This window comes from Janibacter sp. GS2, from assembly GCF_051200835.1.
Taxonomy (GTDB): Bacteria; Actinomycetota; Actinomycetes; order Actinomycetales; family Dermatophilaceae; genus Janibacter.
Map to the genome: position 1 here is coordinate 3,112,698 of NZ_CP195161.1, position 13,705 is coordinate 3,126,402.

Genomic DNA, 13,705 nt, shown 5'->3' on the forward strand with positions numbered 1-13,705 from the left:
CTGAGGAGAGAGCCGTGCCCCCACCCCTTCCCCACCGACTCGGCGCCGAGTTCATGGGCACCTTCTGGCTCGTCTTCGGCGGGTGCGGCAGCGCGATCTTCGCCGCGCAGCACCTGAGCGACGGCAAGGACACCGGCCTGGGCATCGGCTTCCTCGGGGTGGCCCTCGCCTTCGGTCTGACCGTGCTGACGATGGTCTACGCGGTCGGGCACGTTTCCGGCGGCCACTTCAACCCCGCCGTCACCCTCGGACTGGCCGCTGGCCGCCGCTTCGAGTGGAAGGACGTGCCGGCCTACGTCGGCACCCAGGTCATCGCCGGACTCGTCGCCGGTGGTGTGCTCTACGTCATCGCCAACGGCAAGGACGGGTTCGACGCGTCCGCGGGCTTCGCGGCCAACGGGTACGCCGACCACTCCCCGGGGGGCTACAGCCTCGCGGCCGTCCTCATCGCCGAGGTCGTGCTCACCGCCTTCTTCCTCTACATCATCCTCGGCGCGACCGACGAGCGCGCCCCGGTGGGCTTCGCCCCGATCGCGATCGGCCTGGGCCTGACGCTCATCCACCTCGTCTCCATCCCGATCAGCAACACCTCGGTCAACCCGGCCCGCTCGACAGGAGTGGCCTTCTTCCAGGAGGGCGCGGCCGGCCAGCTGTGGGCCTTCTGGTTGGCCCCGATCGTCGGCGCCCTCATCGCCGGCCTCACCTATGCGGTGATCACCGGCGTGAACCGGCAACACCTCGACGTCGACGGCGCCGACGTCTGACCCATCCGAGCCGGCCCCTGGCCACGAACACCGAGCATGAAGGCACGCATCCTGCCCGCAGCCGCCTGCGGGGTGGTCGCGGCCGCACTCGGCACCGCCACGGCACACCTCGTCGCGGCACTCGTCTCGCCCCAGGCCTCACCGGTGCTCGCCGTGGGGAGCCAGGTCATCGACCTCACGCCGACACCCGTCAAGGAGTGGGCCGTCTCCACCTTCGGCACGGCGGACAAGCCCATCCTCATCGGGTCCGTGGCCGTCGTCACCCTGCTGCTCGCCGCGGTCGCCGGGATCCTGCGACTGCGTTCCCGTGCCGCCGCGACGACGATGATCCTCGCCCTGACCGCACTGGCCGGCGCGGCTGCCGTGCTCCGCCCGAGCACCGGCTCGTTCGCCTGGCTCCCCGCACTGACGGCCGCGGTCATCGCCGTGATCACCCTCGAGCTGCTCGCGGCCCGCCCCGGCCTCCTTCGCCCCGACGGACATGCTCGCCCCGGACACCCGAGCCGACGCGGGCTGATCGCCCTCGGTGGCGCCGGTCTCGGCGCCGCCGCCCTCGGCGCCGGCGGCCAGGCCCTCATCGCGCGGCGCGCACCCCTGGTGCTCGAGCTGCCCACCGTGCCCGAGCCGCTCCCCGCACTGGCCAAGGGGGTGGACCTCGGCAAGAAGGGGATCCCCCCCTTCATCACACCGAACGAGCAGTTCTACCGCATCGACACCGCCCTCGTCGTCCCTCGGGTCGAGGCCGGCGACTGGTCGCTGACCATCGACGGCGATGTCCCGACGAAGATCACCCTGGACATGGACCAGCTGCTCGACCTGCCGATGGTCGAGCGCGACATCACCCTCAACTGCGTCTCCAACGAGGTCGGCGGGTCCCTCATCGGCACCGCGCGGTGGGTGGGCGTGCCCACCCGTGAGCTCTTCGCCCGCGCGGGCCTCGAGAGTGACCCCGGCGACCCCGACCTGCAGGTGCTGTCCACCTCGACGGACGGGATGACGATCTCCACCCCCCTCTCGGCGCTCCTGGACGACCGCGATGCCCTCGTGGCCGTCGGGATGAACGGCTCAGCTCTGCCACAGGACCACGGCTTCCCCGCCCGCCTCGTCACTCCCGGGCTCTACGGATTCGTCGGCGCGACGAAGTGGCTGACGCGGATGACCGTGACCACGTACGACGCGCAGCCCGCCTACTGGACCGACCGGGACTGGGCCACCCACGGCACCGTCAAGACCCAGGCGCGGATCGACACCCCTTCGCCGTCGGCCGGCATCGAGGCCGGGCGCACCGTCATCGGTGGTGTCGCGTGGGCGCAGGGCCGCGGCATCGATCGCGTCGAGGTCCGCCTCGACGATGGCCCGTGGCGTCGCGCCACGCTCGGCACGGAGGCCAATGTCGACTGCTGGCGCCAGTGGTTCCTGCCCTGGGAGGCCACTGCGGGACGACACGAGATCACGGTCCGGGCGACCGACGGCGACGGCTCCGTCCAGACGACGAAAACGGCCAGTCCCTTTCCCTCCGGCGCGAGCGGCCTGCACAGTATCGCGGTCGACGTCGGCTGACCCATCCGGCACGGCCACCGCTCCGAACCACCAGTGCACGCACCCACGGTTCCCCACAACGCCCCTGGAGGCAGACATGGACCGCAGCACGACACCCACGCGGTGGGCTTCATCACCGTCCGCGGCACCCTCGAGACCGCCCACGCGCTCGTCCGCTTGATCGACGCTGTGTTGCTGCCCACAGCCACCTGAGTGAGCAGGCATGATGGACCCGTGCCTCACCCCCCAGCTCGTGACTCGAACGACGCCAGCGGCGTCGCCCCGGAGCGTGCACGGGAGGCCGACACGGATCCTGACCGCCTCACCCCCGCGCTGCTGGCCGTGGCACAGGGAGACGAAGCCGCCTTCGCTTCCCTGTACGATGCGACGTCGCGGAGGGTCTACGGTCTCGTGCTGCGCGTCCTGCGCAATCCGAGCCAGTCGGAGGAAGTCACCCAAGAGATCTACCTCGAGGTGTGGCGGCACGCGGGCAAGTACGACCCGGACCGCGGCTCTCCGCTCGGCTGGTTGATGACCCTGGCACACCGCCGTGCCGTCGATCGGGTGCGCAGCAGCCAAGCCGCAACGGTGCGGGACGAGTCCTACGAGGCCCGCACGCGAGAGGTCCACTTCGACACCACTGCCGAGGCCGCGACCGCACAGCTCGAGGCCCACCGGGTCCGCCAGGCGCTCGACCGCATCAGCGAGGTCCAGCGCGAGGCGGTGAGCCTGGCCTACCTCGACGGCTACACCCACCGTGAGGTGGCCGCCCGGCTCGACCTGCCGCTGGGCACGGCAAAGACACGTATCCGCGACGGACTGATCCGTCTGAGAGACCAGTTGGGAGTGACACCATGACCGATGAACCGCACGAGCTCTCCGGGGCCTATGTCGTGGACGCCCTGGCTGGACCGGAGCGCCAGGAGTTCGAGAGCCACCTCGAGCACTGCGCGGCCTGCCGCGCGGAGGTCGCCTCGCTGCGTGAGACGCTCCCGCACCTGACGCAGACCCTGGCCGTCGAGCCGCCACCGTCCCTGCGGGACGACCTCCTGGCGCTGGTCCGGCAGACGCCCCAGGAGCCGGCTCCGGACGCCCACGAGCCCGTGCACGACACGAGCCCGCACGAAACCACTCCGCAGGACACCAGGCGGTCGGCGACGGTCCACTCCCTTCGCCCTCGGTGGCGCTCCCGCGGCACCGCTCTCGCGGCCGCGGCCGCTCTGGTCGTCGGCGGTGGCATCACCTGGCAGGTCGTCGACCAGGTGACCACGAGCGTCAGCGACGAGGTGCTCGCCGCTGACGACGCCCGGACCTGGGAGACCACCACCGCGGAGGGTGGACGTGTCGAGGTGACCCGCAGCGCGGACCTGGGGCGAGCCGTCCTGCAGGTCGAGGGAGTGCCCGACCCCGCCGAGGGCCGGACCTACCAGGCCTGGTTGCGGGACGACGACGGGGCGATGATCTCCGCCGGTCTCATGACCTCGACGGACTCCCCGATGGTCCTCAAGGGTGATGTCGACGCGGCCACCGGTGTCGGGGTGACCGTGGAGCCCGCCGGCGGGTCGCCCGAGCCGACGAGCGACCCGGTCGCCCTCGTCGAGTTCAGCAGCTGAGCGCTCCCGCTCCGCCACCTCGGGCCGCCCGGCTGACGAACCTGCCTCCCGCGTGTGCGGCCCGCGCTGCTAGCGTCGCTGGGGACAGCACATTCCCTCATCACGATCGAAGGGGCATCCTCAGTGAGCACCACTCCCGTCAAGGTCGCCGTCACCGGCGCCGCCGGTCAGATCGGCTACAGCCTTCTCTTCCGCATCGCCAGCGGCTCCCTCTTCGGGCCGAACACCCCCGTCGAGCTGCGCCTGCTCGAGATCACCCCGGCCCTGAAGGCCCTCGAGGGTGTCGTCATGGAGCTCGACGACTGCGCCTTCCCGACGCTGGCCGGCGTCGAGATCGGTGACGACCCGGAGAAGGTCTTCGACGGCGTCAACCACGCCCTGCTCGTCGGCGCGCGCCCGCGCGGCCCGGGCATGGAGCGCGGTGACCTCCTCGAGGCCAACGGTGGCATCTTCGCCCCGCAGGGCGCGGCCCTGAACAAGGTCGCCGCCGATGACGTCCACGTGACGATCACCGGCAACCCGGCGAACACCAACGCGCTCATCGCGATGAACAATGCGCCCGACATCCCGAACGAGCAGTTCTCCGCGCTGACGCGCCTCGACCACAACCGCGCGATCAGCCAGCTCTCCTCGAAGCTCGACGTGCCGGTCACCGACATCACGAAGATGACCATCTGGGGCAACCACTCCGCCACCCAGTACCCGGACCTCTTCCACGCCCAGGTCGCGGGCAGGAACGCCGCCGAGGCCGTGGGCGACCAGGACTGGCTGGAGAACACCTTCATCCCGACCGTCGCCAAGCGCGGCGCGGCGATCATCGAGGCCCGGGGCGCGTCCTCGGCCGCCTCCGCGGCGTCCGCGACGGTCGACCACGCCCGTGACTGGGCGCACGGCACCGCCGACGGCGACTGGACCTCGATGTCCGTGGTCTCCGACGGCTCCTACGGCGTCCCCGAGGGCCTGATCTCCTCCTTCCCCGTGACCGTCAAGGACGGCGCGTGGACGATCGTCCAGGGGCTGGAGATCGACGAGTTCTCCCGCGGCAGGATCGACGCGACCGTCGCCGAGCTCGCCGAGGAGCGCGAGGCCGTGACCAAGCTCGGCCTGATCACCGGCTGAGCGTCATCACGACGAAGGGGGCCGCACCAGATGGTGCGGCCCCTTCGTCGTGCGCGGTGGCTCAGCGGGCGGTCAGATCCAGGGAGAACCCGGAGGCCAGGACGGCCAGAGCGAGGACGACGAGCGTCACGGTGTCGACGAGCGGGCCGCGCACGGCGATGCCGCCGGCCTTCGACCCCGGTAGGGCCAGGCGCAGCACCGCGGCGAGGAGCAGGGTCGCGGCGCAGGTGACGGTCGCCCGCAGGACGTGATCGGTGAGCAGGAAGAGCATCCCCACGACGATGCCGGCCGCGATCAGCCACCACGCGGCCAGCGGCCGCACCTGGAGCGCCGGTCGGGTCGGGCCCGGGTCCTCCTCGTCCGCGCCCTGCCCACCCGGGTCCCGCGCGTCGCCAGCCACGTCACTCATCTCAGGCCGCGCTCCGCGGCCTCCACGACATTGTTCAGCAGCATGGCGCGGGTCATCGGTCCGACGCCACCGGGGTTGGGGCTGACCCAGCCGGCCACCTCGGCCACGTCATCGGCGACGTCCCCGGCGATGCGGCTCCTGCCGTCCTCCCCCAGCACGCGACTCACCCCGACGTCGAGCACCGCGGCGCCCGGCTTGACCATGTCAGCGGTGATGATCCCCGGCTTGCCGGCGGCGGCGATGACGATGTCCGCCCGGCGCACCTCGGCCGCCAGGTCACGGGTCCCGGTGTGGCACAGGACGGGCGTCGCATTCTCGCTGCGTCGGGTGAGGATCAGGCCGAGGGGACGACCGACGGTGAGTCCCCGGCCGACGATCGCCACTCGGGCGCCGTCGATCGGCACGTCGTGGCGACGCAACAGGTCGAGGCAGCCCATCGGCGTGCACGGCAGCGGCGCCGTGCGGCCCAGGACCAGCCAGCCGAGGTTGACCGGGTGCAGGCCGTCGACGTCCTTGCTCGGGTCGACGGCGGAGAGGATCGCGTTCTCGTCCAGTCCGGTCGGCTGCTGCACGAGGAACCCGGTGCACTCCGGGTCCTCGTTGAGCCCACGGACGACGGCGAGGACCTCCTCGAGGCTCGAGTCGCCGGGCAGGTCCCGGCGGATGCTCGTGACGCCGATCTCGGCGCAATCCTTGTGCTTGGCGCCGACGTACCAGCGGCTGCCGGGGTCGTCACCGACGAGGACCGTGCCCAGGCCGGGGGTGATGCCCTGCTCCTTCAGCGCGGACACGCGGACCTTCAGCTCGTCCTTGATCGACGCGAGCGCCGCCTTGCCGTCGAGGATCTGTGCAGTCACGTGGTCATCCTTCCAGTACCGGGTGCGGGATCAGTGGGCAAAGTGCCGCGTGCCGGTGAAGTACATCGTGATCCCCGCCGCCTGCGCCGCCGCGACGACCTCGTCGTCGCGGACCGACCCGCCGGGGGCGACCACCGCCCGCACTCCCGCGTCGAGGAGGACCTGCAGGCCGTCGGCGAAGGGGAAGAAGGCGTCCGAGGCCGCAACGGCCCCTGTCGCACGCTCTGCACCGGCCCGGTTCACGGCGAGGTGGCAGGAGTCGACGCGGTTGACCTGCCCCATGCCGATCCCGACCGAGCCGTGATCCTTGGCCAGGAGGATCGCATTGGACTTCGTGGCACGGACCGCGCGCCAGGCGAAGGCGAGGTCGGCAAGGGTCTGCTCGTCCGTGGCGTCGCCGGCCACCAGGTTCCACAGGGCCGGGTCGTCACCACGCCCTCCCCGGCCCCGGGTCGGCGTCTCGTCGTCCGTCACCTCGACGACCGCGTCGATGGCGTCGCGCTGCTGCACGAGCAGACCGCCGGAGACCGGTCGGGTCTCGATGCCGCCGGGCGTCGGGGCCGCGACCGCGAGCAGGCGGCGGTTCTTCTTCTCCTTGAGGATCGCCAACGCGTCCGCGTCGAAGTCCGGGGCGATGACGACCTCGGAGAAGGTGTCGTTGAGTGCCGTGGCCATGGCCGCGGTGATCGGGCGATTGCTCGCGACGATGCCACCGTAGGCGGAGACCGGGTCGCAGGCGTGGGCACGCTCGTAGGCGGCCTCGATGCTCTCGCCGACGGCGATGCCGCAGGGGTTGGCGTGCTTGATGATCGCGACCGTCGGCTGCTCACCGTGGTCGTGGGCGGCACGCAGCGCGGCGTCGGCGTCGATGTAGTTGTTGTACGACATCTCCTTGCCGTGCAGCTGCTCGGCCTGGGCCAGACCGGCAGCGCCCTCGGTGACGTAGAGGGCGGCGGCCTGGTGCGGGTTCTCGCCGTAGCGCAGGCCGGACTTCTTGGCCCAGGTGCCCCCGATCCAGTGCGGGAAGGGCGACTCATCGCGCGCGCTGACGACCGAACCCATCCACGAGGCGACCGCGACGTCGTAGGTCGCGGTGTGCACGAAGGCCTCGGTCGCGAGACGCTCCCGCTGGGCGAGGGTGAAGCCACCGCCGCGGACGGACTCGAGGACCTCGCCGTAGCTCGTCGGGTCGGTGACGATCGCGACCGAGGCGTGGTTCTTCGCGGCGGCGCGGACCATCGTCGGGCCGCCGATGTCGATCTTCTCGATGCAGTCCTGCACGGAGGCACCGGAGGCGACGGTCTCGGCGAAGGGGTAGAGGTTGACGACGACGAGATCGAAGGGAGCGACGTCCAGGTCCTCGAGCTGGCGCACGTGGTCGTCGAGACGGGTGTCGGCGAGGATCCCGGCGTGCACGCGCGGGTGGAGGGTCTTCACCCGGCCGTCGAGGCACTCGGGGAAGCCGGTGAGGTCCTCGACCTGGGTCACGGGCAGACCGAGGCCCTCGATCACGGCGGCGGAGCCACCGGTGGAGACGAGCTCGACTCCGGCCTCGGAGAGGCCGCGGACGAGGTCCGACAGGCCGGTCTTGTCGAAGACGGAGACGAGGGCGCGGCGGACGGGACGGGGATCGGACACGGGTACTCCTGGTGGGTCGGCTTGCGATGAGCGCACCCAGGCGGGCGATGCACCTCGACCTTTCACTCCCCGGTGGTGATCCACCTTCGCCAGTCGTGTGGGCCCGAGTCTACGGCGACCGAGGAGGACTCAGCCAACCGCTCCACCGACGCGGACGCGGCGGCCCTCGACCTGCCAACCACCGGTCGCCATGGCCGTGACGACGTCGACGAGCATCTCCCGCTCCACCGCCTTGATCCGCTCGTGGAGGGTCGCCTCGGTGTCGTCGTCGGCGATCGCGACGACACGCTGCTCGATGATCGGGCCGGTGTCGACACCGGCGTCGACGAGGTGGGCGGTCGACCCGGTCACCCGGACGCCGTACGCCAGGGCGTCGCGCACCCCGTGGGCGCCGGGGAAGGACGGCAGGAGCGCCGGATGGGTGTTGAGGACGGTCCACCGGCCGAGCAGCCGTGGCCCGAGGATCTTCATGAACCCCGCGGTGATGACGAGGTCGGGCGCGTGCTCCCCCACCCGGTCGGCCAGCGCCCGGTCCCACGTGGCGCGGTCGGCGTGGGCCGAGACGGGCTCGACGAAGGTGGGCACCCCCGCGGCCGAGGCCCGCTCCAGGCCGGTGGTCCCCTCGCGGTCGGCGCCCACCGCGACGACCTGCGCGGCGAGGGACCCGGCCGCCTCCGCGTCGATCAGGGCCTGCAGCAGGCTCCCGGCGCCGGAGACGAGGACGAGGAGACGAAGGGGGGCGCGCACGCGGGAGAGTCTAGGTCCCCGTGGGCGCCTTCCCCCGACCCGGTGGGGCTGCCCAGCGGGTCAGCGACGCAGGACCCACCACTCCCGGGCCAGGACCGCCATGGCCCCGGCCCCCAGCTCGAGCAGGAGCACCGGAGCCAACGTCAGGGCCGGTGCCCCGAGGTCGCTCAGGCGGTCGGCGCCGAGCGAACCACCCGCCAGGGCGTCGAGCAGCACGACCCCCAGGGTCGTGACGGCGACGGTGACCGCGATGACGGCGAGCTTGCTCTGGGTCGTCGCGAGCCGGGGCACCCGCATCAGCGCCTCACGGCCCAGCCACACCCCGAGCGCCACGGGGACGAGCACGAGGAGGTGGGTCACCCACGGCAGGCCGCCGGGTTGCGGCTGGACGGCGAGCGCCGGGACCATCGGCAGCACACCCGCCTCCGCGGACGACCACGTGGTCATCGCCCCACCCGCGGTCGAGAAGCCGGGGCCGGCCGTGAAGGACATCGCCCAGATCCCGAGATTGGGCAGCAGCGCCAGCTGCAGCAGGACGAGGAGCAGCCCGCCGAAGAACCCGGCCTCGAGCTCGCCGTGCACGTGCAGGACGCGGCCGAGGTGCACCATCGTGGCCACGAGCACGAGCAGCGAGCCCGCGACGACGGTGACGAGCGCCCCCTTCGCCCCGGGGACGAGGCCCCGGTGGAGGGCGACGGGCGCCCGCGCCCACACCCCGGCGAGACGATCGGGCAGGCCGTGCGCCCAGGCCAGACCGAGTGCGGGCACGGCGAGCAGGGGCAGGAGAAGGGAGAGGACCGCGGGCGCCACGGGGGTGAGCAGGCCCACGAGGGCGGCCAGGACGCCCACACCTGCGTAGCCACCGAGCCATGCCGCCCGGAGTGCTGGTTCGGGAGCCTGCGGGAGCCCACGGCGGGCACCCGAGCGGGCGAGGAGGACGAGGAGGAGCACTCCGACGAGCGGGGTCAGGGCGAGCGTGCCCTCGCCCACGTCGAGGCGCGCCCCTCCGAGGACGAGCCACAGCAGGGCTCCGGACCCGAGGGCATCGCCCACCCCGGCGGAGGCCCTGGGCACCGCCAGTGCGCCGAGGACCGTCAGGAGGAGGGGCACGACGAGGCCGACGGCGGCGGTCGCGGCTCCCGTCCCGGCGGCCAGCAGCTCGGGCCGTCGACGGGACCCGTCGTCGACGGTCGTCGCCGATCTGAGCAGCTCCAGCACGGTCACGGGTCCATGGTCGCCCACAAAGGGCGACGGACACCGCCGACAAGCCGTACCCGTCGAAAAGAAAGCATGTGGCGCTGGTGCCCACGGTCGCGCCGCCGGTGAAAAAGACAACGCCGACCCGGGAGCAGGGGGGATCGACCGGGTCGGCGCTGCACTGCCAAGGTTAAGCCCGCTCAGCCCGCCGTGCCACCCTCCGGGGGCGATGTTTCGGTGCCCTGCGTCATGCGGGCACCTCGTGCCCCCGCGGCCGGTCGCAGCCCCCGCAGCAGCAGTGCCGTGGCGACCGCCGCCTCGGCAGCCTCCCGCCCCTTGCTCTCCGAGGAGTCGGGCAGTCCGGCACGGTCCAGGGCCTGGGCCTCGTCGTCACACGTGAGGAGCCCGAAGCCGATCGGTGTGCCGGTCTCGAGCGCGACCCGGGAGAGGCCGTCGGTGGCTGCCGCGCACACGTACTCGAAGTGCGGGGTCCCCCCGCGGATGACGACGCCGAGGGCGACGACCGCGTCGTGGGTCGCGGCGGCGGCGGAGGCGAGGACCGGCAGCTCGAAGCTGCCCGGCGCCCGGACCACCTCGGGGGTGATGCCGGCATCGGCGAGCGCCGATCGTGCCCCGGCGAGGAGTCCATCCATGACGACCGTGTGCCAGCTCGAGGCGATGACGGCGACCCGCAGGTCCCCGGCCTCGCTGATGTCGATGCGCGGCGCGCCGTGCCCACTCATGTCGTGCTCCCTTCGTCGATGCCCTCCGGGAGCCACGGCAGGTCGTGTCCCATCCGGTCGCGCTTGGTGCGCAGGTAGGTGAGGTTGTCGTCGGTGATGCCGGCCCGCAACGACTCGCGGCCGACGACCTCGACGCCGAGCGCGGTGAGGGCCTCGACCTTGGCGGGGTTGTTGCTCAGCAGGCGAAGGGAGGTCACCCCGAGGTCGCGCAGCACCTGGGCGGCGTGCGTGTAGTCACGGGCATCCACGGGCAGCCCGAGCTCGGAGTTGGCGTCGACCGTGTCGGCACCGGCGTCCTGGGCCGCGTAGGCCCGCAGCTTGTCCACGAGGCCGATCCCTCGCCCTTCGTGCCCGCGGACGTAGACGACGACACCGGCGCCCGCCTCCACGATGGCGCGCTGCGCCGCCTGCAGCTGGGGGCCGCAGTCGCAGCGGAGGGAGCCGAAGACGTCACCGGTGAGGCACTCGCTGTGCACCCGGACGAGCGGGGTGCCGGTCGTGATGTCCCCGTGGACGAGGGCGACGTGCTCGCTGCCGTCGACCCCGCTGCGGAAACCGTGGGCCGTGAACTGCCCCTGGGCCGTCGGCAGGCGCGTGGTGACGATGCGCTCGACGAGCGCCTCCGTCCGACGTCGCAGGTCCACGAGGTCGGCGATGCTCACGAGCGGCCAGCCGCGCTCGTCCGCGAGCCGGCGCAGCGCGGGCAGCCGAGCCATCGAGCCGTCCTCCTCGACGACCTCGCAGATCACGCCGGCCGGCGCCCGACCGGCCAGCCGGCACAGGTCGACGGCGGCCTCGGTGTGACCGCGACGCACGAGCACCCCGCCGGAGCGGGCCCGCAGGGGGAAGACGTGCCCGGGACGCGCGAGGTCACCGCGCACGGTCGTCGGGTCGGCGAGCAGTCGCGCCGTGCGGGCCCGGTCCGCGGCGCTGATACCCGTCGTCACGCCGGTCGCGGCATCGACGGAGACGGAGTAGGCCGTGCCCTTGGCGTCCTCGTTGATCGCGGTCATCGGCGGCAGCGCCAGGCGGTCGAGCTCGTCGCCGGTCATCGCCACACAGATCACGCCGCTGCCCAGGCGCACGGTCAGGCCCATGAGCTGGTCGGTCGCGGCGTCAGCGGCGAAGATGATGTCGCCCTCGTTCTCCCGGTCGGCGTCGTCGACGACGAGCACCGGGCCGCCCTCGGCGATCGCCTCGATCGCGGCCTCGACGGGATCGAGCAGGTTCTCTCGCGGGGTCATCGGTTCTCTCCGTGGTCGAGGGTGAGCATGCGGTGCACGTACTTGCCGAGGACATCGACCTCGACGTTGACGCGGTCACCGATCTCCTTGCGGCCCAAGGTGGTCAGGTCGAGAGTGGTCGGGATCAGCCCGACCTCGACGAAGTCCTCGCCGATGGCGGTCAGGGTCAGGCTGACGCCGTCCAGGCAGATCGAGCCCTTCTCCACGACGAAGGGGGCCAGCTGCGGTGACAGGGAGAGGCGCACCTCCTCCCACCGGTCGCCCGGCCGACGCTCGGTGATCGTCGCGGTGCCGTCGACGTGCCCCTGGACGAGGTGCCCGTCGAGGCGGTCGCCGAGGACCATCGCCCGCTCGAGGTTCACCGCGGTGCCGACCGCGAGATCCCCCAGGCCGGTGCGGTGCAGGCTCTCGGCCATGACGTCGAAGGTGACCTCTCCCCCGGTCGCCGCGGTGTCGGTGACGGTGAGGCAGGCGCCGTTGACGGCGATCGACACCCCGTGGGCGGCGTCGCTCGTGGCGACCTCGCCGCGCACGGTGATCCGGCTGGAGTCGGCGCCGGCCTCGACGCCGACCACCTCCCCGAGCTCCTCGATGATCCCGGTGAACATCAGTGGTCCCTTCTGACGGAGGCGGTGATGGCGACGTCGTCGCCGAGCGTGATGACGTCGGTGGTGGTGAGGCGCAGCGCCTCGGTGATGGTCGTGATGCCGGCGTCCTCGAGGACCGACCGGCCCGCGCCGAGCAGTGCCGGCGCGAGGTGGGCGACGACCTCGTCGACGAGCTCCGCGCGCACGAAGGAGCCCGCGAGGCGGGCGCCTCCCTCGAGGAGGACGGACCGGACCCCTCGCTCGTGCAGCCCCGCGAGGACCGCGTCCGGGTCGAGGCCGAAGGCGGTGCGTGGGACGTGCAGGACGTCGATGCCCTCGCACGTCAGGCGCGAGGCGTCGCTGCCCTCGGCCGCGACGACGAGGGTCGGCGCGGCGTCGTCGAGGACGCGGGCGGTGAGTGGGATGAGCGCTCCGGCATCCAGGACGACCCGCAGGGGCTGGGTCGCGTCGGGCCGGTCACGGACGGCCAGGTGGGGGTCGTCCGTGCGCAGGGTCCCGCTGCCGACGAGCACGGCGTCCCGGGTGGCGCGCAGGCCGTGGACCGCGTCCCGGGCATCGGAGCCGGTGATCCACCGGCTCGTCCCGTCCGCGGCCGCGGTCCGGCCGTCGAGGGTGGCCGCGAACTTCCACGTCACGAAGGGTCTCCCGGTCGCCGCAGCGTGCAGCCACGCACGATTGCCGTGCGCGGCCCGTTCGCGGCCCACGCCCACCACGACCTCGACCCCCTGGCGTCGCAACAGGTCGGCACCACCCCCGGCCGTCGCGGTGGGGTCGGTGACGGCGATGGCGACGCGGGCGATCCCGGCGTCGACGAGGGCCTGGGTGCACGGCCCGGTGCGGCCGGTGTGCCGGCAGGGCTCGAGGGTGACGACGGCGGTTCCGCCTTGGGCTCGCGGACCGGCAGCGGCCAGGGCGACGACCTCGGCGTGCGGGCCACCGGCCTCCGCGTGGAAACCCTCGCCCACGACGCGCCCCTCGGCGTCGAGGACGACGCAGCCCACGACGGGGTTGGGGCTCGTGCGGCCGAGGGCGCGGGAGGCCAGCTCGACGGCGCGTGCCATCGAGGCCGTGAGGTCGACGTCCTCGCCCATGGGTGCCCTCTCCGTGCTCAGACACGAGCCACGGGGGGCGAGAGGAGACACGTCCTCGGACGTGACGGCGTGCGCCGAGGGGCCGGTTGCCCGGTCGGACCGGACCGCGCGGGGAGACCACACGGCACGGGCGGCG

At 72.7% G+C, this 13,705-nt stretch carries 14 protein-coding genes and 1 riboswitch; of the genes, 5 read left to right on the forward strand and 9 right to left on the reverse strand.

What is annotated here, in order from left to right:
- Positions 1-14: 14 nt before the first annotated feature.
- The 5 genes from aqpZ to ACR9E9_RS15070 all read left to right on the forward strand — a co-directional run bounded on the left by aqpZ (position 15) and on the right by ACR9E9_RS15070 (position 5,035).
- A complete protein-coding gene (aqpZ, locus tag ACR9E9_RS15050; RefSeq protein ID WP_435199872.1) occupies positions 15-764 on the forward strand; it encodes an aquaporin Z in 750 nt (249 codons plus the stop codon).
- A 36-nt stretch (positions 765-800) separates the two neighbouring features.
- On the forward strand, positions 801-2,324 hold the full coding sequence (locus tag ACR9E9_RS15055; RefSeq protein WP_435199874.1) for a molybdopterin-dependent oxidoreductase: 1,524 nt from the start codon (positions 801-803) through the stop codon (positions 2,322-2,324).
- Between the two features lie 213 nt (positions 2,325-2,537).
- Entirely contained in the window at positions 2,538-3,161 is a 624-nt protein-coding gene (sigK, locus tag ACR9E9_RS15060) for an ECF RNA polymerase sigma factor SigK (protein WP_435199876.1), read from the forward strand.
- Positions 3,158-3,916: an anti-sigma factor gene (locus tag ACR9E9_RS15065; protein ID WP_435199878.1), complete on the forward strand. Its 759-nt coding sequence runs from the start codon at positions 3,158-3,160 to the stop codon at positions 3,914-3,916. Before sigK ends, ACR9E9_RS15065 begins: the two co-directional genes overlap by 4 nt.
- A gap of 123 nt (positions 3,917-4,039) precedes the next feature.
- On the forward strand, positions 4,040-5,035 hold the full coding sequence (locus ACR9E9_RS15070; RefSeq protein ID WP_435199880.1) for a malate dehydrogenase: 996 nt from the start codon (positions 4,040-4,042) through the stop codon (positions 5,033-5,035).
- A 61-nt stretch (positions 5,036-5,096) separates the two neighbouring features.
- Here ACR9E9_RS15070 and ACR9E9_RS15075 read toward each other — a convergent pair whose 3' ends face one another.
- The 9 genes from ACR9E9_RS15075 to ribD all read right to left on the reverse strand — a co-directional run bounded on the left by ACR9E9_RS15075 (position 5,097) and on the right by ribD (position 13,569).
- Positions 5,097-5,444 carry a DUF3017 domain-containing protein gene (locus tag ACR9E9_RS15075; protein ID WP_435199882.1) on the reverse strand — a complete coding sequence of 116 codons (348 nt, stop codon included), beginning with the start codon at positions 5,442-5,444 and terminating at the stop codon, positions 5,097-5,099.
- The gene (locus ACR9E9_RS15080; protein ID WP_435199884.1) at positions 5,441-6,301 is read right to left on the reverse strand and encodes a bifunctional methylenetetrahydrofolate dehydrogenase/methenyltetrahydrofolate cyclohydrolase; all 861 of its coding nucleotides are present in this window, start codon (positions 6,299-6,301) and stop codon (positions 5,441-5,443) included. The genes ACR9E9_RS15075 and ACR9E9_RS15080 overlap by 4 nt, the downstream gene beginning before the upstream one ends.
- Positions 6,302-6,331: 30 nt before the next feature.
- A complete protein-coding gene (gene purH / locus ACR9E9_RS15085; protein WP_435199886.1) occupies positions 6,332-7,939 on the reverse strand; it encodes a bifunctional phosphoribosylaminoimidazolecarboxamide formyltransferase/IMP cyclohydrolase in 1,608 nt (535 codons plus the stop codon).
- A 27-nt stretch (positions 7,940-7,966) separates the two neighbouring features.
- A riboswitch (ZMP/ZTP riboswitch) is annotated at positions 7,967-8,046 on the reverse strand.
- A 22-nt stretch (positions 8,047-8,068) separates the two neighbouring features.
- Positions 8,069-8,686, reverse strand: coding sequence for a phosphoribosylglycinamide formyltransferase (purN, locus tag ACR9E9_RS15090; RefSeq protein ID WP_435199888.1), 618 nt, complete (start codon positions 8,684-8,686; stop codon positions 8,069-8,071).
- A 60-nt stretch (positions 8,687-8,746) separates the two neighbouring features.
- Complete coding sequence (locus ACR9E9_RS15095; protein WP_435199890.1) at positions 8,747-9,910, reverse strand: cell division protein PerM; 1,164 nt, start codon at positions 9,908-9,910, stop codon at positions 8,747-8,749.
- Positions 9,911-10,083: 173 nt separating this feature from the next.
- Positions 10,084-10,626, reverse strand: coding sequence for a 6,7-dimethyl-8-ribityllumazine synthase (gene ribH / locus ACR9E9_RS15100; protein WP_435199892.1), 543 nt, complete (start codon positions 10,624-10,626; stop codon positions 10,084-10,086).
- A complete protein-coding gene (locus tag ACR9E9_RS15105) occupies positions 10,623-11,870 on the reverse strand; it encodes a bifunctional 3,4-dihydroxy-2-butanone-4-phosphate synthase/GTP cyclohydrolase II (protein WP_435199894.1) in 1,248 nt (415 codons plus the stop codon). The genes ribH and ACR9E9_RS15105 overlap by 4 nt, the downstream gene beginning before the upstream one ends.
- Positions 11,867-12,478, reverse strand: a complete 612-nt coding sequence (locus tag ACR9E9_RS15110) for a riboflavin synthase (RefSeq protein WP_435199896.1) — start codon at positions 12,476-12,478, stop codon at positions 11,867-11,869. The genes ACR9E9_RS15105 and ACR9E9_RS15110 overlap by 4 nt, the downstream gene beginning before the upstream one ends.
- Positions 12,478-13,569 carry a bifunctional diaminohydroxyphosphoribosylaminopyrimidine deaminase/5-amino-6-(5-phosphoribosylamino)uracil reductase RibD gene (gene ribD, locus ACR9E9_RS15115; protein WP_435199898.1) on the reverse strand — a complete coding sequence of 364 codons (1,092 nt, stop codon included), beginning with the start codon at positions 13,567-13,569 and terminating at the stop codon, positions 12,478-12,480. Before ribD ends, ACR9E9_RS15110 begins: the two co-directional genes overlap by 1 nt.
- Positions 13,570-13,705: the final 136 nt, after the last annotated feature.